This is a genomic window from Luteimonas sp. Soil_N_1 (genome assembly GCF_057656255.1).
The window spans coordinates 1,240,997-1,261,310 of the sequence record NZ_JBDGKS010000001.1; the positions used below are offsets into that span (position 1 = coordinate 1,240,997).

At 68.2% G+C, this 20,314-nt stretch carries 23 protein-coding genes; 8 read left to right on the top strand and 15 right to left on the bottom strand.

Annotated features, from left to right (window positions below):
* Positions 1–6: 6 nt before the first annotated feature.
* The 3 genes from AC3A4E_RS05670 to AC3A4E_RS05680 are packed head-to-tail and all read right to left on the bottom strand — an operon-like array spanning position 7 to position 2,025.
* Positions 7–480 (bottom strand): DUF4426 domain-containing protein, encoded by a 474-nt coding sequence (locus AC3A4E_RS05670; protein WP_487630559.1) that lies wholly within the window; start codon positions 478–480, stop codon positions 7–9.
* Positions 473–1,312, bottom strand: coding sequence for a pyrroline-5-carboxylate reductase (proC, locus tag AC3A4E_RS05675; RefSeq protein WP_487630560.1), 840 nt, complete (start codon positions 1,310–1,312; stop codon positions 473–475). Before proC ends, AC3A4E_RS05670 begins: the two co-directional genes overlap by 8 nt.
* A 56-nt stretch (positions 1,313–1,368) precedes the next feature.
* Positions 1,369–2,025: a YggS family pyridoxal phosphate-dependent enzyme gene (locus AC3A4E_RS05680; protein WP_487632029.1), complete on the bottom strand. Its 657-nt coding sequence runs from the start codon at positions 2,023–2,025 to the stop codon at positions 1,369–1,371.
* A 188-nt stretch (positions 2,026–2,213) separates the two neighbouring features.
* Here AC3A4E_RS05680 and AC3A4E_RS05685 point away from each other — a divergent pair, with 188 nt between their 5' ends.
* The 3 genes from AC3A4E_RS05685 to AC3A4E_RS05695 all read left to right on the top strand — a co-directional run bounded on the left by AC3A4E_RS05685 (position 2,214) and on the right by AC3A4E_RS05695 (position 5,293).
* A complete protein-coding gene (locus tag AC3A4E_RS05685; RefSeq protein WP_487630561.1) occupies positions 2,214–3,251 on the top strand; it encodes a type IV pilus twitching motility protein PilT in 1,038 nt (345 codons plus the stop codon).
* A 94-nt stretch (positions 3,252–3,345) separates the two neighbouring features.
* Positions 3,346–4,476, top strand: coding sequence for a PilT/PilU family type 4a pilus ATPase (locus AC3A4E_RS05690; RefSeq protein ID WP_487630562.1), 1,131 nt, complete (start codon positions 3,346–3,348; stop codon positions 4,474–4,476).
* 190 nt (positions 4,477–4,666) lie between these two features.
* On the top strand, positions 4,667–5,293 hold the full coding sequence (locus AC3A4E_RS05695) for a superoxide dismutase (RefSeq protein WP_487630563.1): 627 nt from the start codon (positions 4,667–4,669) through the stop codon (positions 5,291–5,293).
* Positions 5,294–5,661: 368 nt separating this feature from the next.
* On the opposite strand, the gene AC3A4E_RS05700 is transcribed toward AC3A4E_RS05695, so the two are convergent.
* Positions 5,662–6,201 (bottom strand): DNA-3-methyladenine glycosylase I, encoded by a 540-nt coding sequence (locus AC3A4E_RS05700; RefSeq protein ID WP_487630564.1) that lies wholly within the window; start codon positions 6,199–6,201, stop codon positions 5,662–5,664.
* A gap of 109 nt (positions 6,202–6,310) precedes the next feature.
* Between AC3A4E_RS05700 and AC3A4E_RS05705 the strand changes: the two genes are divergently transcribed.
* The 5 genes from AC3A4E_RS05705 (at position 6,311) to AC3A4E_RS05725 (ending at position 10,422) form a co-directional block, all read left to right on the top strand.
* Positions 6,311–6,766: an FKBP-type peptidyl-prolyl cis-trans isomerase gene (locus AC3A4E_RS05705; RefSeq protein WP_487630565.1), complete on the top strand. Its 456-nt coding sequence runs from the start codon at positions 6,311–6,313 to the stop codon at positions 6,764–6,766.
* A 108-nt stretch (positions 6,767–6,874) separates the two neighbouring features.
* Entirely contained in the window at positions 6,875–7,429 is a 555-nt protein-coding gene (locus AC3A4E_RS05710; protein ID WP_487630566.1) for a YqgE/AlgH family protein, read from the top strand.
* Entirely contained in the window at positions 7,426–7,896 is a 471-nt protein-coding gene (ruvX, locus tag AC3A4E_RS05715; protein ID WP_487630567.1) for a Holliday junction resolvase RuvX, read from the top strand. The genes AC3A4E_RS05710 and ruvX overlap by 4 nt, the downstream gene beginning before the upstream one ends.
* A gap of 130 nt (positions 7,897–8,026) precedes the next feature.
* The gene (locus AC3A4E_RS05720; RefSeq protein ID WP_487630568.1) at positions 8,027–8,971 is read left to right on the top strand and encodes an aspartate carbamoyltransferase catalytic subunit; all 945 of its coding nucleotides are present in this window, start codon (positions 8,027–8,029) and stop codon (positions 8,969–8,971) included.
* A 56-nt stretch (positions 8,972–9,027) separates the two neighbouring features.
* Complete coding sequence (locus AC3A4E_RS05725; protein WP_487630569.1) at positions 9,028–10,422, top strand: amino acid permease; 1,395 nt, start codon at positions 9,028–9,030, stop codon at positions 10,420–10,422.
* 6 nt (positions 10,423–10,428) lie between these two features.
* Here the strand turns inward: AC3A4E_RS05725 and AC3A4E_RS05730 are convergent, their stop codons facing one another.
* The 11 genes from AC3A4E_RS05730 to AC3A4E_RS05780 form a co-directional block, all read right to left on the bottom strand.
* The gene (locus AC3A4E_RS05730; protein ID WP_487630570.1) at positions 10,429–11,259 is read right to left on the bottom strand and encodes a carboxylesterase family protein; all 831 of its coding nucleotides are present in this window, start codon (positions 11,257–11,259) and stop codon (positions 10,429–10,431) included.
* A 19-nt stretch (positions 11,260–11,278) separates the two neighbouring features.
* Positions 11,279–11,920 (bottom strand): DUF1294 domain-containing protein, encoded by a 642-nt coding sequence (locus AC3A4E_RS05735; RefSeq protein ID WP_487630571.1) that lies wholly within the window; start codon positions 11,918–11,920, stop codon positions 11,279–11,281.
* Between the two features lie 10 nt (positions 11,921–11,930).
* The gene (gene mgtE, locus AC3A4E_RS05740) at positions 11,931–13,292 is read right to left on the bottom strand and encodes a magnesium transporter (protein ID WP_487630572.1); all 1,362 of its coding nucleotides are present in this window, start codon (positions 13,290–13,292) and stop codon (positions 11,931–11,933) included.
* Positions 13,293–13,490: 198 nt separating this feature from the next.
* The gene (ptsP, locus tag AC3A4E_RS05745; protein ID WP_487630573.1) at positions 13,491–15,224 is read right to left on the bottom strand and encodes a phosphoenolpyruvate--protein phosphotransferase; all 1,734 of its coding nucleotides are present in this window, start codon (positions 15,222–15,224) and stop codon (positions 13,491–13,493) included.
* A complete protein-coding gene (locus AC3A4E_RS05750; protein WP_487630574.1) occupies positions 15,224–15,493 on the bottom strand; it encodes an HPr family phosphocarrier protein in 270 nt (89 codons plus the stop codon). The genes ptsP and AC3A4E_RS05750 overlap by 1 nt, the downstream gene beginning before the upstream one ends.
* A gap of 51 nt (positions 15,494–15,544) precedes the next feature.
* A complete protein-coding gene (locus tag AC3A4E_RS05755; RefSeq protein WP_487630575.1) occupies positions 15,545–15,937 on the bottom strand; it encodes a PTS sugar transporter subunit IIA in 393 nt (130 codons plus the stop codon).
* An 83-nt stretch (positions 15,938–16,020) separates the two neighbouring features.
* Positions 16,021–16,896 (bottom strand): RNase adapter RapZ, encoded by an 876-nt coding sequence (gene rapZ / locus AC3A4E_RS05760; protein ID WP_487630576.1) that lies wholly within the window; start codon positions 16,894–16,896, stop codon positions 16,021–16,023.
* The gene (gene hprK / locus AC3A4E_RS05765; RefSeq protein ID WP_487630577.1) at positions 16,893–17,852 is read right to left on the bottom strand and encodes an HPr(Ser) kinase/phosphatase; all 960 of its coding nucleotides are present in this window, start codon (positions 17,850–17,852) and stop codon (positions 16,893–16,895) included. Before hprK ends, rapZ begins: the two co-directional genes overlap by 4 nt.
* Positions 17,849–18,322: a PTS sugar transporter subunit IIA gene (locus AC3A4E_RS05770; protein ID WP_487630578.1), complete on the bottom strand. Its 474-nt coding sequence runs from the start codon at positions 18,320–18,322 to the stop codon at positions 17,849–17,851. The genes hprK and AC3A4E_RS05770 overlap by 4 nt, the downstream gene beginning before the upstream one ends.
* A 39-nt stretch (positions 18,323–18,361) precedes the next feature.
* On the bottom strand, positions 18,362–18,688 hold the full coding sequence (hpf, locus tag AC3A4E_RS05775) for a ribosome hibernation-promoting factor, HPF/YfiA family (RefSeq protein WP_487630579.1): 327 nt from the start codon (positions 18,686–18,688) through the stop codon (positions 18,362–18,364).
* A gap of 133 nt (positions 18,689–18,821) precedes the next feature.
* Entirely contained in the window at positions 18,822–20,279 is a 1,458-nt protein-coding gene (locus AC3A4E_RS05780) for an RNA polymerase factor sigma-54 (protein WP_487630580.1), read from the bottom strand.
* Positions 20,280–20,314: the final 35 nt, after the last annotated feature.

Below are 20,314 nucleotides of genomic sequence, written 5' to 3' on the forward strand. Positions count from 1 at the left end.
GCGTCGTCAGCGCGGGATATCCCGGTTGAAGCGCAAGGTGGTGCGCGCGCCGTCCTCGGCTGTGATCTGCAGGTCGATGCGCAGCGTGTCCGGGCCGCTGACACGGGCGACGGCGACGTGTTCGACCAGACCATCGAGATCCACCGAATCGAAGGCCAGCGTCTGACGTACGCCGCGCAGATCGCGCGCATTGCCGGTGATCTGCACCGGCACCGGTACGTCGCCGCGTTGCACGCTCACCAGCACCAGCGCCCGGTCGCGCGCCGGTTCGATCGCGTAGCGCCGCGCGACCGCCGCACCCATGTGCGCGGCCGGCACCACGCTGGCCATCACTTCGGCATCGCCGAGCATCGTCTGTGCAGGCATCGCGGCGTTCTGCGCACCGCCCGCCGCGCCGCTTTCGACGGGTGGCGCCTGTCCGCAGGCGGTCGCGAGCAGTGCGAGCCCGACGATGCATGCGGCGCGCGCGATCTCAATCATTGGCGGCCGACAGCTCGCCACCACGGCGCGCGGCATTGGCGACGGCGTCTGCCACGAGCGTGCGCAGGCCGCCGGCCTCGAACGTCTCGATCGCAGCCTGGGTAGTGCCGCCGGGCGAGGTGACACGGCGACGCAGGTCGGCCGGTGCCTCGTCGGATTCGACCAGCATGCGCGCCGCGCCCAGCACGGTCTGCAGCACCAGCGTGCGTGCGTCCTGCGGGGCGAGGCCCTGCGCGATCCCGGCGTCTTCCATCGCCTCGGCCAGCAGGAAGATGTAGGCCGGTCCGCTGCCGGACACGGCAGTGACCGCATCCATGCGCGCTTCGTCATCGATCCACACGGTCTCGCCGGCGCTTTCCAGCAGCGCCTGCGCGCGTGCACGGCCGGCATCGTCGACGCGCGCGTTCGCGAACAGGCCGGTCACACCGGCACCGAGCAGGGCAGGGGTATTGGGCATCGTACGCACCACGGGCACATTGCCGCCGAGCCAGCGATCGAGCTGTGTGGCGGTGATGCCCGCCGCGATCGACAGCACCAGCGGCTGCGTGGTCTGTGCCACGTCGGCCAGCGATTCGCAGACCCCGCGCAGCACCTGCGGCTTGGTCGCCAGCACCCAGGTCGCGGCGCCATCGGCGGCTTCGGCCACATCGGCGTAGACGCGCACGCCGAAGTCGCGGACCAGGGCGTCGCGGGTATCGGCATTGGGATCGACGACGCGGACATGTGCGGGATCGTTTCCGCGGGCGATCAGGCCGCCGATCAGGCTGCGGGCCATGTTGCCGCCGCCGATGAAGACGATGGGCGCGGCGAGGGTGTCGTGGATATCGGTCATGGTGTCTTCGCAGTCGGGAACGGGTCGATGGTAGCCGACCGCCTGCGTGGGTCCGGTCAGCGCGCCGGACGTGCGCCGAACAGCGCCGAGCCGACACGCACCATCGTCGAGCCTTCTGCGATCGCCAGTTCCAGGTCGTCGCTCATACCCATCGACAGCGTGTCGATCACCGGATCCTGTCCGGCCACGGTGTCGAACAGGCGGCGCATGCGCGCGAACGCGTCGCGCCGCCGCGCGGGCTCCGCGTGCGGGGCGGGGATTGCCATCAGTCCACGCAGTTGCAGGCCCGGGGCCGCACGGATCGCGGCGACCAGCGCCGGCACTTCGGATGGCGCGCATCCGTGCTTACTCGACTCGTCGTCGATGTTGACCTGCACCAGCACGTTCAGCGCGCCGCGTGCGGCCGGGCGATGCGCGGCCAACGCGTCGACGAGTTTCATCCGGTCGACCGTCTGCACCCAATCGAACAGCTCGGCCGCCTGCCGGGCTTTGTTCGACTGCAGATGGCCGATCAGATGCCATTCCAGCCCCAGGCCCGCGAGCGCCTCGATCTTGCCGGCCGCCTCCTGCACGTAGTTTTCGCCGAACGCTCGCTGGCCCGCCGCGGCGAGCGTCGCGATGGCCGCGGCCGGATGCAGCTTGCCGACCGCCAGCAGGCGCGGCGTCACTGGCCGCACTGCGGCGTGGGCCGCGTTGTGGATGCGTGCAAGCACGGCGTCGAGCGCGGGACTGGCAGGGGACGACGACACGGGCGTGGGGCCTCCGGGAGCGGGTGTGGATGGACCGGAACGGGTGGCGGGCGCCTGCGGGTCCGGGTCTATACTGCCGCCGGGGACGGGAGCGACGCCAGCCGGACGGCAGGTTTCGAAGCCCCGTGCGGATCATCATCAAGGGGAAGTGCATGGATATCGCCGAGCTGCTGGCGTTTGCGGTCAAGAACAAGGCGTCGGACCTGCATCTGTCGGCAGGGCTGCCGCCGATGATCCGCGTCGATGGCGACGTGCGGCGCATCAACATTCCCGCGCTCGAGCACAAGCAGGTCCACGCGCTGATCTACGACATCATGTCGGACAAGCAGCGTCGCGATTTCGAAGAATTCCTCGAAGTCGACTTCTCGTTCGAGATTCCGGGTCTGGCCCGCTTCCGCGTCAACGCGTTCAACCAGAACCGCGGCGCCGGTGCGGTGTTCCGTACGATTCCGTCGGAAGTGCTCACTCTCGAAGACCTGAACTGTCCGCCGATCTTCCGCCAGCTGATCGACCAGCCGCAGGGCCTGATCCTGGTGACCGGCCCGACCGGTTCGGGCAAGTCGACCACGCTCGCGGCGATGATCGACCACATCAACAAGAACGAGTACGCGCACATCCTCTCGGTCGAGGATCCGATCGAATTCGTGCACACCTCGCAGAAGTGCCTGATCAACCAGCGCGAAGTGCACCGCGATACGCATGGCTTCAACGAGGCGCTGCGCTCGGCGTTGCGCGAAGACCCCGACTACATCCTGGTCGGCGAACTGCGCGACCTGGAAACCATCCGCCTGGCGCTGACCGCTGCGGAAACCGGCCACCTGGTGTTCGGCACGCTGCACACCTCCAGTGCGGCCAAGACCATCGACCGCATCATCGACGTGTTCCCCGCGGGCGAAAAGCCGATGGTGCGCTCGATGCTGTCGGAGAGCCTGCGTGCGGTGATTTCGCAGGCGTTGCTCAAGAAGGTCGGCGGCGGACGTACCGCCGCATGGGAAATCATGGTTGGCACCCCGGCGATCCGGAACCTGATCCGCGAGGACAAGGTCGCGCAGATGTACTCGGCGATCCAGACCGGTCAGGCCGCAGGCATGATGACACTCGACCAGCATCTGCAGGATCTGGTCAAGCGCGGCCTGATCACGCGTCCGGCAGGCAAGGAATACGCCAAGGACAAGCGTCTGTTCGAATGATGCGTGAGCGGTGAGGGGGTGGGACGCCAGTCGTCAAACCCCGCGCCCTCGCGACCCCCTGACGTCTCACGCCACACGTCTTACGGGACACCACATGAGCAGCATCGACTTCACCTCGTTCCTCAAGCTGATGGCCCACCAGAAGGCCTCGGATCTGTTCATCACCGCCGGCATGCCGCCGTCGATCAAGGTGCACGGCAAGATCTCGCCGATCACCCAGAACCCGCTGACGCCGCAGCAGGCGCGCGATCTGGTGCTCAACGTGATGACCCCGCCGCAGCGCGAGGAATTCGAGAAGACCCACGAGTGCAACTTCGCGATCGGTGTCTCCGGCGTCGGCCGCTTCCGCATCTCGTGCTTCTACCAGCGCAACCAGGTCGGCATGGTGCTGCGCCGGATCGAGACGCACATCCCGAGCGTGGACGAGCTCAACCTGCCGCCGATCATCAAGACGCTGGCGATGACCAAGCGCGGCATCGTGATCTTCGTGGGCGCCACCGGCACCGGCAAGTCGACCTCGCTCGCCGCGATGATCGGCTACCGCAACCAGAATTCGACCGGCCACATCATCACGATCGAGGACCCGATCGAATTCGTGCACAAGCATGCGGGCTGCATCATCACCCAGCGCGAAGTCGGCATCGACACCGACAGCTGGGAGGCGGCGCTGAAGAACACGCTGCGACAGGCGCCTGACGTGATCATGATCGGCGAGGTGCGGACGCGCGAGGGCATGGACCACGCGATCGCCTTCGCCGAAACCGGCCATCTGGTGCTGTGCACGCTGCATGCGAACAACGCCAACCAGGCGATGGACCGCATCATCAACTTCTTCCCCGAGGACCGTCGCAACCAGTTGCTGATGGACCTGTCGCTGAACCTCAAGGGCGTGGTCGCGCAGCAGCTGATCCCGACGCCGGACGGCAAGGGCCGGCGCGTCGCGATGGAGATCATGCTCGGCACGCCGCTGGTGCAGGACTACATCCGTGACGGCGAGATCCACAAGCTCAAGGAGGTCATGAAGGATTCGACCAACCTGGGCATGAAGACCTTCGACCAGGCGCTGTTCGAGCTCTACCAGGCCGGCGAAATCTCCTACGAGGACGCGCTGCGTTACGCCGACTCCGCGAACGAGGTGCGCCTGCGCATCAAGCTCGCCCAGGGCGGCGACGCACGCACGCTGTCGCAGGGTCTGGATGGCGTCGAGGTGGCGGAGGTCCGCTGACCGTTCGCATCCCTCGCCAATGCCTGTACAGACGCCCCGCATCCGCGGGGCGTTGCGTTTCCGTCGGGTGTCCGCAACGCAGTGTTGCCACAGACCGTCACGCCGCAGCGCTATCGTGACGCTGCCTTGTCGCCAACTTGACCCCGTCCGGGGGACAATGGAGCGCATTCATTCACCAAGGAGATCGCTGATGGCCTACACCCTCCCCGAGCTGGGTTACGCGTACGACGCGCTCGAGCCGCATATCGATGCCAAGACGATGGAAATCCATCACACCAAGCATCACCAGACCTACATCAACAACGCCAATGCCGCGCTGGAAGGCACGCAGTGGGCGGACAAGTCGGCTGAAGAACTGATCGCCGATCTCGATGCGCTGCCGGAAGACAAGCGCGGCCCGCTGCGCAACAACGCCGGTGGTCACGCCAACCACTCGCTGTTCTGGACGGTGATGTCGCCCAAGGGCGGCGGCAACCCGGTCGGCGACGTCGCCAAGCACATCGACAGCGACCTCGGTGGCTTCGACGCGTTCAAGGAAGCCTTCACAAAGGCTGCGCTGACGCGCTTCGGCAGCGGCTGGGCCTGGCTGTCGGTCGACACGTCCGGCGTGCTGAAGGTCGAGAGCAGCGCCAACCAGGACAACCCCCTGATGAAGGGCGTCGGCTCGGGCAACACCCCGATCCTCGGCCTCGACGTCTGGGAGCACGCGTACTACCTGAACTACCAGAACCGTCGTCCCGACTACATCGCTGCGTTCTACAACGTCGTCGACTGGAACGAAGTCGAGCGTCGTTACCAGGAAGCGGTCAAGGGCTGAGAGTTCGCCCCTTGATGCAGTTCCGTTCCGGCCGCGCAAGCGGCCGGAATGCTGTGGGGCCTACTGCGGCGGGTCGTCACGGCGTCGACGCGACAAGGTGACCCACGCGATCAGCCTGCAGATCCCGAACCAGACGGACAGCCAGACGAACGCCCCCCAGGGCCGCGGTCCGAAGAGCCACAACGTCTGCTGGCAACTGACGGTTCGGAGGCGCGCCATTGCCGCAAGAGGCACGGCGGTTCCAGTGTGTAGAGGTGAATCCTGCCTGCAGCTATCAAGACGCCAATCAAGGCCGACGACGCTGTCAGGAGCCACAGTGCGAGGCGAACGACATGAGAGATCGTTGGCCGCTCCATGGATGCCTCCGCCTATGCGCGCGTCGCCCGCGCGATGTCCTGCATCACCGGACAGTCCGGCCGGTGCGCACCGGGCAGGTAGCCCAGGCTCATCAGGAATTCGCCGGTGATCTCGCCGCCGGTAAAGCGGAAGGTCTTCTTGAACAGCTTGACCCACGACGCCTTGTCGCGCGGCGCGCCGTCCTCGATCGCATGGGCGTCGAGCCAGTCCACGAAACCGCCGTGGCTGTCGCGCAGGCGCTGGATCACCTGCGCGTTGTGGATCGCCGCATCGACCTTGAGCCGGTTGCGGATGATCGAGGCGTCACCGAGCAGGCGCGCACGGTCGGCCTCGCCATAGCCGGCGACCGCATCGACGTCGAACCCGTCGTAGGCCGCGCGGAAGCCCTCGCGCTTGCGCAGGATCGTCTCCCAGCTCAGACCTGCCTGGTTGATCTCCAGCAACAGGCGTTCGAACAGCACGGCCTCCTCGCGCTGCGGAAAGCCGTACTCGGTGTCGTGATAGGGCCCGTGGACTGGATGTCCGGGGGCAATGTCGCAGTAGCCGCTCATCCGCGCAGCATAGGCGGGCGCGGACACCGTCGCCATCGGGTCCGACCCGGGTTGCGGCATTCACATGCATCGCGCCACCATGCACCGTCGCCCCTGCACGGATCTGTCGATGGAAATCGCCCACCGCCGCGTCGCCACGGTGCACTTCAGCCTGTCCGATACGACCGGCCAGCACATCACCAGCACCCGGGGACATGAGCCGCTCGTGTACATGCATGGCAGCGGATCGATCATCTCCGGGCTCGAGGAGGCGCTCGAAGGCCGCAAGGCCGGCGACACCTTCACCGTCGACATCCCACCCGAGCAGGGCTTCGGTCCGCGCCACGACGGCTTGGTGCAGGTCATCCCGCGCAGTCTGTTCAGCGGCAGCAGCACGCCGGCGATCGGCGAGAAGCTGCGGGCGCAGACCGAGAAGGGTCCGCTGGACGTGGTAGTCACCGGGCTCGATGCCGATCGCATCACCGTCGACGGCAACAACCCGCTGGCCGGGCGCACGCTGCGTGCGGACGTCGAGGTGGTCGCGGTACGGGTGGCCACGGCGCAGGAGATCCAGTTCGGCCTCTAGCGGCACCCGGCTTGCCGCATCCCCGACGTATCTGCCGCAGGTCTTGCGGTTCAGCGTCGCGTGGACGGGCGCACGGTGCCTGTACGTGCGCCCGGATAGAATGGGTCCATGTCGTTTTTCGCCAACCACATGCTGGTCGCGCTGCCCTCGCTGCAGGACCCGAACTTCTCCCGCACGGTGGCGCTGATCTGCCAGCACGACGCCGAAGGCGCAATGGGCGTCGTCGTCAACCGGCCTTCGGAGTACAGCTTCGGCGATCTGCTCGAGCAGATGGGAATCCCCCTGCGTGATGCGCGTCTGCGCGATCGCCGTGTCCTGGCGGGCGGCCCGGTGCACCCGGAGCGCGGCTTCGTGCTGCACGACGGTCAGGGCGGCTGGGATTCGACGCTTTCGATCACCGGTTCGCTGCATGTCACCACGTCGCGTGACGTGCTCGAAGCGATGGCCGCCGGCGAAGGTCCAGCGCACGCGACCGTCGCGCTGGGATGTGCCGGCTGGGGCAAGGGGCAGCTGGAGCGCGAACTCACCGAACACAGCTGGCTGACCGTCCCGTGCGATCCGCCGCTGGTGTTCGAGACGCCGCTGGATGCGCGCTGGCAGGCTGCCGCGGGCCGCATCGGCGTCGACATGATGCACATCGCCAGCCACAGCGGCCGCGCATGAGCGACGCCCCGAAACCGGCAATCCGCCGCGATGGCACGGTGCTCGGCTTCGATGTCGGTTCACGCCGGATCGGTGTCGCGGTCGGCAGCGCCTTCGGCCACGGCGCGCGCGCGCTGGCGGTCATCGACGTGCACGGCGAGCAGATCGACTGGCAGGCGGTCGACCGCCTGCAGAAGGAATGGCGGCCCGACGGCATGATCGTGGGCGATCCGATGACGCTCGAAGGCGGCGACCAGCCCGCCCGTGCACGAGCCCACGCGTTCGCGCGCGAACTGGTCGCGCGCTACCGGTTGCCGGTGGTGCTGGTGGACGAACGCGCCAGCTCGATCGAGGCTGCGCAGCGCTTCGCGATCGATCGCGCCGAAGGTCGCCGCAAACGTCGCGACGCTGCGGCGCTGGATGCGGTCGCGGCCGCGATCATCGTCGAACGCTGGCTGGCGTCACCGGACGAAGGCGTGCCGGTCTGAAGCGTCGTGCCCCGGGGTTGCTGGAATCGCCCGGGTCGTCTGCCGCTTACATCGATTCGCCACACGCGGCACTCGCCGCATCCGCGCCGCTGCGGGACAATGGCGCTCCCGACGCCGCACGTGCCCCGCAATGACTTCTGCTCCCGATGCCCAGATCGATGCGACCGGCCGTCTGCGCCATCTGCTGACGCTCGACGGCCTGCCGCGCGCGACTCTCGAAGCGCTGCTCGACCGGGCGCAGACGATGGCAGACGCCGGCGAAGTCAACGCGCGCCTGGCCGGCATCGCGGTCTGCACGCTGTTCTTCGAACCCTCGACGCGCACGCGGCTGAGCTTCCAGCGCGCCACCCAGCGCCTCGGCGCGGATGTGCTCGGCTTCGATGCCTCGACATCGTCGACGACCAAGGGCGAGACCGCGCTCGACACCTTCCGCAACATCGAGGCGATGGGCGTGCGCGGTTTCGTCGTGCGGCATTCCGACGACGGCGCGGTCGCCGCGCTCGCATCCGCCGCCGCGCCGGACACCGCGCTCATCAATGCCGGCGACGGCCGCAGCGCGCATCCCACCCAGGGCCTGCTCGACATGCTGACCCTGCGTCAGGCCAAGGGCACGGATTTCTCGGGCCTGAAGGTCGTCATCGTCGGTGACGTGCGGCATTCGCGCGTCGCGCGCAGTGATCTGCATGCGCTGCGTGCGCTCGGCGCCGGCGAGATCCGCGTCTGCGGACCGGCGTCGCTGCTGCCCGATGCCACGCTGCTGTCGGGCTGCACGGTCTCGCACGATCTCGACGCGGCGCTCGAAGGCGTCGACGCGGTGATGATGCTGCGGCTGCAGCGCGAGCGCATGGCGGAAGGGCTGGTCGATTCGCTCGAGGATTACCACCGCGACTACGGTCTCGACGCGCGTCGTCTGCGTCGCGCCGCGGGTGATGCCGTGGTGCTGCATCCCGGGCCGATGAACCGTGGCGTCGAGATCGACGACGACGTCGCCGATGGTCCGCAGTCGCTGATCCTGCGCCAGGTTGCCAATGGCGTCGCCGCGCGCATGGCAGTGCTGGAAACGCTGCTCGGCTGAGGGCCGCGCCGGCGCGAATCCGGTATGGTGCGGCGTCCCTTGGCCGCGCCCACACGATGTCCTCGAACGATCCCGATGCTTCCCTGCCGGCGCAGGCCGCCGCCGCGCCCGCGCACGCACTGACCCCGCGCCAGCTGGTGATGATGGGTCTGGGCAGCGCGATCGGCGCCGGCCTGTTCCTCGGTTCAGGCGTCGGCATCCAGACCGCCGGTCCAGCCGTGCTGGTGTCGTATCTGATCGCCGGCGCGCTGGTGATCGTGGTGATGCACGCGCTCGGCGAGATGGCCGCGGCCAAGCCGGCCAGCGGCGCGTTCTCGGTGTACGCGGCCGATGCGATGGGCCCGGTCGCCGGTGCAACGGTCGGCTGGTTGTGGTGGTTGCAGGTGGTGATCGTGATCGCCGCCGAAGCGGTCGGCGCGGCCGGGTTGCTCGCCTCGATCTGGCCGTCGCTGTCGGTACCCGGTCTCGCGGTGTGTTTCATGGTGGTGTTCACCGCGATCAACCTGCTGGGCGTGCGCAACTTCGGCGAGTTCGAATTCTGGTTCGCGATTCTCAAGGTCATCGCGATCCTCGCCTTCATCGCAATCGGCATCGCCCTGGTCGCAGGCTGGCTGCCGGCGGTGGCATCGCCGGGCCTGTCGAATCTGCTGGGCCCCGACGGCTTCGCGCCACGCGGCTGGGCCGGCATCGGCGCAGCGTTGCTGGTGGTGGTGTTCGCGTTCGGCGGCACCGAGATCGTCGCGATCGCCGCGGCGGAAACCAACGATCCGGCGAAGAGCCTCGCGCGTGCGATCCGTACCGTCGCCTGGCGCATTCTCGTGTTCTATCTCGGCTCGATCGCGGTGATCGTCGCCGTGGTGCCGTGGGACAGCCCGGCGCTGTCGTCGCCGTTTGCCGCCGTGCTGCAGGTCGCGCGCATTCCGGGCGCGGCGACTGCGATCACGCTGGTCGCGGTGATCGCACTGCTGTCGGCGCTCAACGCCAATCTCTATGGCGCCTCGCGGATGATCTGGTCGCTGGGTCGCCGCGGCGATGCGCCGGCCGTGCTCGGTCGTAGCGACCGCCGTAACGTGCCGATCGCCGCCGTCGTCGCGAGCGTGACCTTCGGGTTCGCCGCTGCCGCGCTGGAACTCGCATTCCCGCAACGCGTGTTGCCGGTGCTGCTCAACATCGTCGGCGCGACCTGCCTGCTGGTGTGGACGCTGGCGCTGGTGTCGCAGTACATCCTGCGTCGCCGCGCCGACCGCGCGAACGCACCGCTGCCGTTCCGCATGCGCGCGTTCCCGGTACCCACGCTCGCCGCCCTGGCGGTGCTCGCGCTGATCTTCGCGATGCTGATCGCGTCCCCGGATACGCGCGCGCAGTTCCTGTCGATGGCCGCGCTCACGCTGGCCATCGCCGGGCTCAATGCAGTGGCGCAGCGCCTGCGGCGGACACCGCCGGCAGGCTGAGATACGTCAGCGTGTCTGCTGGAACAGCCAGGACCACAGGTCCCCGGTGCGGTAGGCCGCATCCCAGCTGTTGTGGTTGGCGTCGGGAAACTCGGTGTAACGCACATCGGCGCCGGCATCACGTAGCGCGGCATGCATGCGTCGCGACTGCTCGGGCGGCACCACATCGTCGAGTGCGCCGTGGAAGATCCAGACCGGAATGTCGCGCAGACGACGCGCGGCCTCGGCGAACGGATCGGCGGCCCTGTGCGTGGATTCGACGAACAGCGTGTCCAGGTCCGGCCGTGAGCCGGGCGGGGTGATGCCGCCGCAGACCGGCACCAGCGCAGCGAAGCGTGTCGGCTCGCGCAGTGCCAGCGACCAGGTGCCATAGCCGCCGCGCGACATGCCGGTCAGCGAGGTGCGGCTGCGGTCGCCGTCGAATTCGGCGGTCGCCGCATCGAGCGTCGCCAGCGCCATCGTGGCGGTGTCGCCTTCCCAGGATTCGCCTTCGGGTGATTGCGGGAACACCACCAGCGCCGGGAAATCCGCCGCGTGCGCGCGCACGTAAGGCCCGAGTCCGGCGTGGATCTGCGTCTCGCCGTCTTCGCCGCGCTCGCCCGAGCCATGCAGGAACAGCACCACCGGCAGCGGACGCGGCAGCTGCGTCGCCGGCACGAAGACCTGGTAGACGTAGCGGCGGCCGTTCGAGGTGAGCTCGCGGCGTACGAAGCGGCCGGGTGCCGCGCCCGACGCGGGCAGTGCGCTCACGCAACCCGACAGCACAGCGGCACCGCCGGCGAGCGCGAGACCACGCAGCAGACGGCGTCGTGCACTGGAATGGGAGACGTTGGACATGCGATCACTCCGGAATGGATCAGGCGAAGGTCCACAGACCCAGCGCCAGCAGATGCAGAACGATCATTGCGACGAACATCTGGCGGTAGGCCGGTTTGGCGCGTTTGTGACGCAGCAGTTGCTGCGCGAACCCTGCGGCGGGCCAGCCGCCGAGCAGTTCGAGCAGATGCAGATGCGCCTCGGGCGTGCGCCAGCGCCCGTGTCGCGCGGCGTGCTTGTCGAGCGCGTAGGCGGCCGCGGTCAGGACATTGAGACCGGCCAGCGCGGCGAGTGCGAGGTGCGGCAGGCGTCCGGACACGACCCCGTATCCGAGCAACGCACACCAGGCCACGATCGCGATCAGCAGTCCGCGCATGCCGCCCGCGGGTGCGGACGGTGCACGCGCATTGCGGTGCTTCGACGTGGCGCGCGCCGTGCGCGGTGATTGCGCCGTGCCGACCGCGGCGACGTTCACCGCACGCCAGCGCCCGTCGGCCTGCCGTTCGGGCGTGTAGCGCACGCGTGCGCCGACGTCGGGACGCGCGCCGCTGCGATCGAAATCGCGGACGTGGAAGAACAGGCGATCCGGTCCATCGGCAGCGGCGTCTTCTGGCGTGATGAAACCGAAGCCGCGCGCGTCGTCCCAGCGTTCGATCCGACCGAATCCGGCACGTGCGCGCATGCTCGTCGCCTCAGCGCAGCATGATCGCGGTGGCGAGGCCGAGGAAGCTGAAGAAGCCCACGATGTCGGTCACCGCGGTGACGACCACGGTGCCGGCGACGGCGGGATCGACGCCCATGCGCTTGAGCAGCAACGGCAACAGCGTGCCTGACAGCGCGGCCGAGCAGAAGTTGATCACCAGCGCGGCGAAGATCACCAGCGAGAGCACCCAGTCGTGGAACCAGACCAGGGCCACGAGGCCGACCAGACTGCCGATCAGCAGACCGTTGATCAGCGCGACACGCAATTCCTTCCAGAGCAGGATGCGCGCGTTGCTCGCGCCGACCTGGCCCAGCGCGATGCCGCGCACCATCAGGGTGAGCACCTGCACCGCGGCGTTGCCGCCGATGCCGGCCACGATCGGCATCAGCACCGCGAGCGCGACGATCTGCTCGATCGTCGCCTCGAAGCGGCCGATCACGAACGCCGCCAGGAACGCGGTGCACAGGTTGATACCCAGCCACACCACGCGACCGCGCACGGCACGCTTGATCGGCGAGAACAGATCCTCGTCCTCGTCCAGACCGGCGGCGGACAGCGCCTGGTGCTCGGCCTGCTCGCGGATGATGTCGATCACGTCATCGACCGTGATGCGGCCGAGCAGGATGTTGCCGTCGTCGACGACCGGCGCCGAGACCCAGTCGTTGTCGGAGAACTGGCGCGCGACCTGTTCGGCGGATTCGCCGACGTGGATCGAATCGAGCTCGTCGTCGATCAGCTTGTTGATCGGCGTACCGGGCTCGCGCGTCACCAGATCCTGCAGCGCGACCCAGCCCGCCAGCTGATGGCGGCGGTTGACGACGTACAGATGGTCGGTGTGCTCGGGCAGTTCACCGCGCAGGCGCAGGAACCGCAGCACCACGTCGACGGTGGTATCGGCGCGCACCGTCACCACGTCGGGATTCATCAGACGGCCGGCGGTGTCCTCGGGATACGAGAGCACCTGCTCGAGACGTTCGCGGTTCTCGCGATCCATCGCCCGCAGCACTTCGTCGATCACCGCATCGGGCAGGTCCTCGACAAGGTCGGCCAGATCGTCGATGTCGAGATCCTCGACCGCGGCGACCAGCTCGTCGGCATCCATGTCCGCGATCAGGCTTTCGCGCACCTCGTCGCCGACGTGGACCAGCACCTCGCCGTCGTCCTCGGGATCGACGAGGCCCCACACGACCATGCGCTTGTCGTGCGGCAGCGATTCGAGGAGGTTGCCGATTTCGGCCGGCGCGAGCGTGTTGATCAGCCGACGCACCGGTCCCAGACGGCCGCTGTCGAGTGCATCGGACAGCAGGCGCAGCTGGCGCGCGGTCTTGTCGGGGCGGACGGCTTCGGCCATGTAAAGCTCCGTTGCGCGTCGCGACAGTCTCGGCGCGACAGGGGTCAGATGTGCATCCCGCCATTATCCGGGAAAGCGCACGTCTTACGCCATCGTCCCTGTGTCGACGGGCAGGTGGGCTTCATGCGGCCGGCCCATGTGACACGCGCGCGCGCCGGTGAATCAGCGGCTCCGGACAACAGCGAAGTGCGCGCGGACTCAGTCCGCCGCGTGCACGGGCTGCACCGCATCGAGCCAGCGCTCGATGCTGGCACGGTCACGCGCGCGCAGCAGCGCAGGGGCGCGGGCACGCAGATGGCCGAGGTCGAGTGCGCGGATCGCGCGGCGCACTTCCAGCAACGGCGACGGATGCAGGCTCAGTTCTTCGATACCGAGCGCGAGCAGCAGCGGGGTGAAGCGGGCATCGCCTGCAATCTCGCCGCAGATCGACGCGGGCATGCCGCGAGCGCGGGCGACGCGTACGACGCTGTGCACAAGTCGCAGCACAGCCGGGTGCAGCGGCGAATAGAGATCGCCGAGCGCGTCGTTGTTGCGGTCGGCCGCGAGCAGGTACTGCACGAGATCGTTGGTGCCGATCGAGATGAAGTCGAGATCGCGGGCAAAGGTCGGCAGCGCGATCGCCGCCGACGGCACCTCGATCATGGCGCCGAGCGGAATCCGCGCGGCGGTCTCCTGACCTTCGCGCGCGAGATCCTTGAGCACGCGCGTGAGCAGCAGCCGCACCGCGACGATTTCCTCGCGGCCGCTGACCATCGGCACCAGGATCCGGACCGGTCCGTAGCCGGAGGCACGCGCGATCGCACGCAACTGGGTCTCCAGCAGACCGGTACGCGCCATCGACAGGCGCACACCGCGCAGGCCGAGCGCAGGGTTGGGTTCGTTGCGCAGCGCGAGGCCGCTGTTGTCGGCCTTGTCGGCGCCGATGTCGAGCGTGCGGATCGTAACCGTGCGACCGGTCATGCCGAGCACCAGATCGCGATAGGCGCGGAACTGCGCGTCCTCGTCCGGGACCTCGCGGCCCTGCAGGAACAGGAATTCGGTGCGGTACAGGCCGATGCCCGCCGCGCCCAGCGCATGCGCCTCGGCGACGTCCTCGCGTGACTCGGCATTCGCGTACAGGCGGATGTCGATGCCGTCGAGGGTCTTGCTGGGCTCGCGGCGCAGGCGGCGCAGCTGTTTGCGCTCGCGCTTCTCCTCGCGCAAGCGTGCGCGGTAGACGCGCAGGTCGGCGGGACCGGGCTCGACAACGATCTCGCCGGTGGTGCCGTCGATGACCAGCACATCGCCGTCGTTGATCGCCCCCAGCGCCTGTGGCGCATTGACGATCAGCGGCAGGTGCAGGCTGCGGGCGAGGATCGCGGTATGCGACAGCATGCTGCCGCCCGAGGTCACGATGCCCAGTACACCCTGCGCGTGCAGTCGGCCGATCTCTGAAGGCGCGATCGCATCGGTGACGAGGATCTCGCCTGCCACGCCCTGCAGTTCCGCCTCGTGGTCGTGCAGCGCGGCATGCACCCGACCGATGACATGGTCGATGTCCTCGATGCGGCTGCGGAAGTAGGCATCGTCCATGCCCTCGAACACTGCGGCCAGCCGGTCGCGTTGCAGACGCAGCGCGTAGTCGGCGCCATACAGGCCCGAGCGCACGAGTTCGTCGAGACCGTGCAGCAGTTCCGGGTCTTCGAGCAGCAGGGTGTGCAGGTCGAGGAACTCGCCGACTTCGTGTGCCAGAGCGCCATGCAACTGGTCGCGCATCGCGCGGATTTCGCCGCGCACCTGCTCGATCGCGGCGTGCAGCCGCGCGAGTTCGGCCTCGGCCTCGTCCGGCGCGACCCGGGCCTCGGCGACTTCCAGCGCATGCGGCTCGCGCACGCGTGCACGGCCAAGCGCGCTGCCGCGTGAGGCACCCTGACCGTGGAGGCCCTGCCGCATCAGCCCTCCTCGTCGAACCTGCGCTCGAACAGTGCGGCGGCGGCCTCCATCGCAGCGGCTTCGTCCTCGCCGTCGAGTCGCAGCACGACGTGGGTCCCGTGCCCGGCAGCCAGCAGCATCACCCCCATGATGCTCTTGGCGTTGACCTCACGGCCCTTGGCGACGAGCGTGGCGTTGCAGCGGAAGCCCGACAGCACCTGGACGAGCTTGGCGGTTGCACGGGCGTGCAGGCCGAGCTTGTTGGCGACGAGCAGTTCGCGTTCGATCATCGGGAAGCAGTCCTGGTACAGCGCGGGGGAAAGAGGGTGGAGCGGTACGACTCAGGCATCGTCGAGCAGGACGCCGTTGCGGGCACCCGCAGCCGCGGTCGCAGGCAACCCGTCGAGTGCGAGCTCAGGATAGTTCATCACCCTGAGCAGCATCGGCAGGCTCAGCCCCGACACACGCCTGGCCGGCGTGCCCAGACGCGCGAGCTGCGCGGCGACGTTGCTCGGGCTGGCGCCGTACAGATCGGTCAGGATCAGCACGCCATCGCCGCTGTCGACGCGCCGCATCGCCGCGCTCGCACGCGGCAACGCAATATCGGGGTCCTCGTCGAACGGCATCTCGAACACATCCGTCTTCAACGGGAGCTGCTGCATCAGACGGGTCGCGACGGCGAGCATCGCCGAGCCGATGCCCTCGTGGGTCAATAGGAGTACGCCAACGGCCATCTGCAGACGTTAGCAGAGCAGGGGGATCACCCGGAAGCATTGCGGACGCGATGATGCGTCCATGCGCACGCACGCGCCTGCCTTCAGTCGAGTTCCCGGTGCCAGGTGGCCACGTCGCGCCAGCCCTGTTCGCGCGCATGCCGCGCCAGCGTCTCGGCGAGGTACACCGAACGGTGGCGACCGCCACTGCAGCCGAACGCCACGGTGACGTAGCTGCGCGTGTCGCTGCGCAGGCGGGGCAGCCAGTTGCCGAGGAACTGCGACACCTGGGCAACGAACTCGCCGACCAGCTCCTGGCCTTCGAACCACGTGCGCACGTCGGTATCCCGGCCCGACAGCGGCCGCAGTCGCGGATCCCAGTGCGGGTTGGGCAATGCGCGTGCATCGAACACGAAGTCCGCGTCGGGCGGCACACCGCGCCGGTAGGCGAAGGATTCGAACAGCAGCGAGACCGACTGGTCCTGGGCCAGGTCGAGCTCGGTGACGATGCGCCGGCGCAACTGGTGGACGTTGAGGTCGCTGGTGTCGATGACCGTGTCGGCGAGACTGCGAAGCGGCCGCAGCAGATTGCGTTCGAGCGCGATCGCATCGGCCAGCGACAGGCCGATCCGGCTCAGCGGATGGCGTCGGCGCGTGTCGGCGAACCGGCGCAGCAGCACCTCGTCGCCGGTCTCGAAGAACACCAGTCGCGGGTCGAGACCCAGCGCGCCGACGTCGGCCAGCCAGCCGGGCACCCTCGACAGATCGGTGTGGCGGTTGCGGACGTCGATGCCGACTGCCAGCCGACGCGGCGGTTCGTCCGCGCGGGTCAGGTTGGCGACGAAGTCGGCCAGCATGCCGGCCGGCAGGTTGTCGACGCAGTAGAAGTCGAGATCCTCCAGCGTACGCAGCGCGACCGACTTGCCGCTGCCCGACAGACCGCTGACGACATAAAACAGCGGCGGTGCGGTGTCGCTCACGAGGATCCCCGTTCGAGAAACTGCGAATGCCGGGCAAGGAACGCCGCGGCCGGATCCAGGCCCTTGGTCCGCAGGATATGGGTGCGCGTGGCGGCCTCGGCCAGCACCGCCAGGTTGCGGCCGGGCATCACCGGCAGGGTGATCAGCGGAACTTCCAGATCCAGCACCTGGCGTACGCCCAGATCACCGGTCAGGCGCACCATGCCGTCGCCGTCGCCCGCCATCGTGTCGGCGTTGGGCCGGCTGAGATGGATGATCAGCCGCAGGTACTTGTTCCGCTTGACCGCGGTGTCGCCGAACATCTGCCGGATGTTGAGCACGCCCAGGCCGCGCAGCTCCAGCAGGTCCTGCAGCAGTTCGGGGCAGGTGCCGTCGAGCACGTCGGGCGCGATCTGGGTGAACTCCGGCGCATCGTCGGCCACGATGCGGTGGCCGCGGGTGATCAGCTCTAGCGCGAGTTCGCTCTTGCCCGAGCCGGATTCGCCGGTGATCAGCACGCCGATCGAATACACCTCCATGAAAACGCCATGCAGGGTGATGCGGGGCGCGAGCTGGCGGGCGAGGTGGTACTGCAGCAGGTTCAGCAGCTCGTGGCCGCGGTTGGGCGAGCTCCACAGGGGCGTCTGCGACTCTTCCGCGGCTTCGCGCAGATCCTCGGGGCAGGGTTGTCCCTTGCTGATCACCAGCGCGAGCGGGCGGTACTGCATGACGCGTTCGATGGTCTCCCAGCGCAGTCGCGAATCGAGACCGTCGAGCCAGGCCAGTTCCTCGGTGCCGAGGATCTGGACCTTGTTGGGATAGATGATGTTGAGATAACCCGCGAGCGACGGACGTCGCGCGATCGTGTCCACCGCTTCGAGTACCCGGCGGGCACCGTGTTGTCCGGCAAGCCAGCGCAGGGCCAGCTTGTCCTGCAGATGCGCGAAGAGTTCCTGGGCCTGGATGCTTGCGTTCATGCCGGAAGCTGCCCGCTTCGCGGCGCGCGTTCGAGCAGGTGGTTGCGCAGCCGGGCCAGGTCGCGCGCATCACGCAATGCGTCGCGGAACTCGGCGTCGGAGAAATGTTCCACCAGTCCGGACAGGGTCTGCAGATGCTGGTCGACCTGGTGGTCGGGCACGCACATCGCGAAGACGAGATCGACCGGCTGGCCGTCCGCGGCGCCGAAATCGATGGGGTGTGACAGCCGGAGGAATGCGGCACGGGGTTCGCGGAACGCCGAACTGCGTGCGTGGGGAATCGCGACACCGCGTCCGATTCCCGTACTGCCCATCTGCTCGCGCGCACGCAGTGCGTGGGCGAGCAGCGGGGTCAGGGTGGGAGAGTTGCCGGCCAGCAGACGCGCGGCGGCATCCAGTACGACATCACGCGAGCCGGGCGCCACCAGCATCACGATGCGGTCGGCGGCGAGGAGATCGATGAAGGACATGCCGCGCGTTGCCCGGGGCTTTCGACGTGGAGCCGCAGCCTAGCCGAAAGTGCCGTCGCGTGCAGGGTTCTCGCCGCGATGGTGGTCGACGACCTTCTTGCGGTGCTTGACCAGCAGGCGGTCGAGCTTGTCGGCAAGCTGGTCGATGGCGGCATACATGTCGGCGGCGCTCGCATCGGCGTGCAGCGTCTTGCCGGCGATCAGTACGGTGGCTTCGGCCTTGTGGTGTGGCTTGTCGATGCTGAGCTGGGCGCGGATATCCAGCGGGCGATCGAAATGCTTGGCGAGCTTCTGCAGTTTCGTATCGACGTAATCGCGCAGGGCGGGCGTCACCTCGATCTGGTGGCCATGGGTTTCGACATGCATCGGCAACCTCCTTCTACGGTTCGGGAAGGACCCGCCCGCGATCGCGGGCGATCGGGTCCAGAGTAGCGCGGCCGGGGCGCGGTGCAAGCGCCGTCGGTCACATCTACATCGACCACGTTAGGGCGGAGGAAGTTCAGGCGATGCGAACGCGCTCGTGCGAGGACACGATCTGCAGGGCTTCGCGGTACTTCGCCACCGTACGCCGTGCAACGGGAACGCCTGCGGCCTTGAGCAGGTCGGCCAGGCGCGCGTCGGACAGCGGCTTGCGCGGGTCTTCTGCATCGACGAGCCCGCGGATCATCTGCTGGATGGCGGTGCTCGACGCCTCTCCGCCACTGCCGGTGCCGACGCCGGAATCGAAGAAGTCGCGCAGCGGAAGCGTGCCGCGCGGGGTGTGCACGTATTTGCGCGCGACCGCGCGTGACACCGTGGACTCGTGCATGCCGATCTCCTCGGCGACCTCGCGCAAGGTCAGCGGCCGCAGTGCGCGCTTGCCGAACTCGAGAAAGCCTGACTGCTGCCTCGCCAGGCAGCGCACCACCTTGAGCAGCGTCTCACCGCGCGCCTCGATGTTGCGGAGCAGCCAGCGCGCTTCCTGCAGTCGTCCCTTGAGATAGCCGGCGTCACTGGAGCCCGCGTGCTGGATCATCTGCTCGTAGCCGCGATGGATGGTCACGCGCGGAAAATGCGAGCCGGCCAGCGTGACCTTCCAGACGCCGTTCTGGCGCGCGATCACGCAGTCCGGGGTGACGTAGTTGTCGTGCGGGACGTTGCCGATCTGCGCGCCCGGGCGCGGATCGAGACTGCGCAGCAACTGCAATGCGGTCGCGGCTTCCTCGGGCGGGCAGCCCAGCGCATCCGCCAGTCCCGGCGCGCCGAGCTTGGGCAGACGTTCGATGTGATCACGTGCGGCCAGCAGCGCGACCGAGCGGCCGGGCGTATCGACGTGCAGCGGTTCGAGCTGCAGGCGCAGGCATTCGCCGAGATCGCGTGCGCCCACGCCGACAGGGTCGAAGCGCTGCACGCGGCACAGCACCGCAGCGACTTCGCCGGCGGTGGCGCGCGTTTCCGGCAACAGCGCCGCGACGATGTCGTCCAGCGATTCGCGCAGATAGCCGTCGTCGTCGATCGCGTCGATCAGCGCGATGCCGATGTTGCGGTCGCGCGGCGAGATCGTGCTCAGGTGCAGTTGCCAGGACAGATGGTCCTGCAGGCTTTCGGACTGGATCATGCGGTCGGCGGCATCGCCGTCACCGTCGTTGTCGCCGTGGCCCTGACCGCTGCCGCTGCCGCGTTCGTTCCAGCCGTCGTCGCCATCCCACGCAGCGGCGGGTTCGGCATCGCCGTCGCGACCGTTGTCGTCGTGATCCTGACGGCTGTTGTCCTGGTCCTGCGTGTGGCCGCGTTCGGACAACGGCTGCGCGGAGATGGACTCGGGTTCTTCCCAGTCGAGCAGCGGATTGCTTTCGACCGCGGTGGTGATCTCGGTCTCGAGTTCCACGGACGACAGCTGGAGCAGATGCAGCGCCTGGCGCAACTGGGGCGTCAGGACGAGGTGTTGCCCCAGCGATGTCTGCAGACGTGGCTTCATCGACTCCGGAACTCTCCGACCGGATGCGTGCGCCG

Excerpts from the sequence above, each read along its gene's own strand:
- hpf (WP_487630579.1), bottom strand. The coding sequence starts at position 18,688 with ATGCATGTCGAAACCCATGGCCACCAGATCGAGGTGACGCCCGCCCTG.
- AC3A4E_RS05750 (WP_487630574.1), bottom strand. The coding sequence starts at position 15,493 with ATGATCGAACGCGAACTGCTCGTCGCCAACAAGCTCGGCCTGCACGCC.
- mgtE (WP_487630572.1), bottom strand. The coding sequence starts at position 13,292 with ATGGCCGAAGCCGTCCGCCCCGACAAGACCGCGCGCCAGCTGCGCCTG.
- AC3A4E_RS05725 (WP_487630569.1), top strand. The coding sequence starts at position 9,028 with ATGTCCTCGAACGATCCCGATGCTTCCCTGCCGGCGCAGGCCGCCGCC.
- ptsP (WP_487630573.1), bottom strand. The coding sequence starts at position 15,224 with ATGCGGCAGGGCCTCCACGGTCAGGGTGCCTCACGCGGCAGCGCGCTT.
- AC3A4E_RS05735 (WP_487630571.1), bottom strand. The coding sequence starts at position 11,920 with ATGCGCGCACGTGCCGGATTCGGTCGGATCGAACGCTGGGACGACGCG.
- AC3A4E_RS05730 (WP_487630570.1), bottom strand. The coding sequence starts at position 11,259 with ATGTCCAACGTCTCCCATTCCAGTGCACGACGCCGTCTGCTGCGTGGT.
- AC3A4E_RS05755 (WP_487630575.1), bottom strand. The coding sequence starts at position 15,937 with ATGGCCGTTGGCGTACTCCTATTGACCCACGAGGGCATCGGCTCGGCG.
- ruvX (WP_487630567.1), top strand. The coding sequence starts at position 7,426 with ATGAGCGACGCCCCGAAACCGGCAATCCGCCGCGATGGCACGGTGCTC.
- hprK (WP_487630577.1), bottom strand. The coding sequence starts at position 17,852 with ATGAACGCAAGCATCCAGGCCCAGGAACTCTTCGCGCATCTGCAGGAC.
- AC3A4E_RS05690 (WP_487630562.1), top strand. The coding sequence starts at position 3,346 with ATGAGCAGCATCGACTTCACCTCGTTCCTCAAGCTGATGGCCCACCAG.
- AC3A4E_RS05720 (WP_487630568.1), top strand. The coding sequence starts at position 8,027 with ATGACTTCTGCTCCCGATGCCCAGATCGATGCGACCGGCCGTCTGCGC.
- AC3A4E_RS05705 (WP_487630565.1), top strand. The coding sequence starts at position 6,311 with ATGGAAATCGCCCACCGCCGCGTCGCCACGGTGCACTTCAGCCTGTCC.
- AC3A4E_RS05770 (WP_487630578.1), bottom strand. The coding sequence starts at position 18,322 with ATGTCCTTCATCGATCTCCTCGCCGCCGACCGCATCGTGATGCTGGTG.
- proC (WP_487630560.1), bottom strand. The coding sequence starts at position 1,312 with ATGACCGATATCCACGACACCCTCGCCGCGCCCATCGTCTTCATCGGC.
- AC3A4E_RS05670 (WP_487630559.1), bottom strand. The coding sequence starts at position 480 with ATGATTGAGATCGCGCGCGCCGCATGCATCGTCGGGCTCGCACTGCTC.
- AC3A4E_RS05700 (WP_487630564.1), bottom strand. The coding sequence starts at position 6,201 with ATGAGCGGCTACTGCGACATTGCCCCCGGACATCCAGTCCACGGGCCC.
- AC3A4E_RS05780 (WP_487630580.1), bottom strand. The coding sequence starts at position 20,279 with ATGAAGCCACGTCTGCAGACATCGCTGGGGCAACACCTCGTCCTGACG.
- AC3A4E_RS05695 (WP_487630563.1), top strand. The coding sequence starts at position 4,667 with ATGGCCTACACCCTCCCCGAGCTGGGTTACGCGTACGACGCGCTCGAG.
- AC3A4E_RS05685 (WP_487630561.1), top strand. The coding sequence starts at position 2,214 with ATGGATATCGCCGAGCTGCTGGCGTTTGCGGTCAAGAACAAGGCGTCG.
- AC3A4E_RS05710 (WP_487630566.1), top strand. The coding sequence starts at position 6,875 with ATGTCGTTTTTCGCCAACCACATGCTGGTCGCGCTGCCCTCGCTGCAG.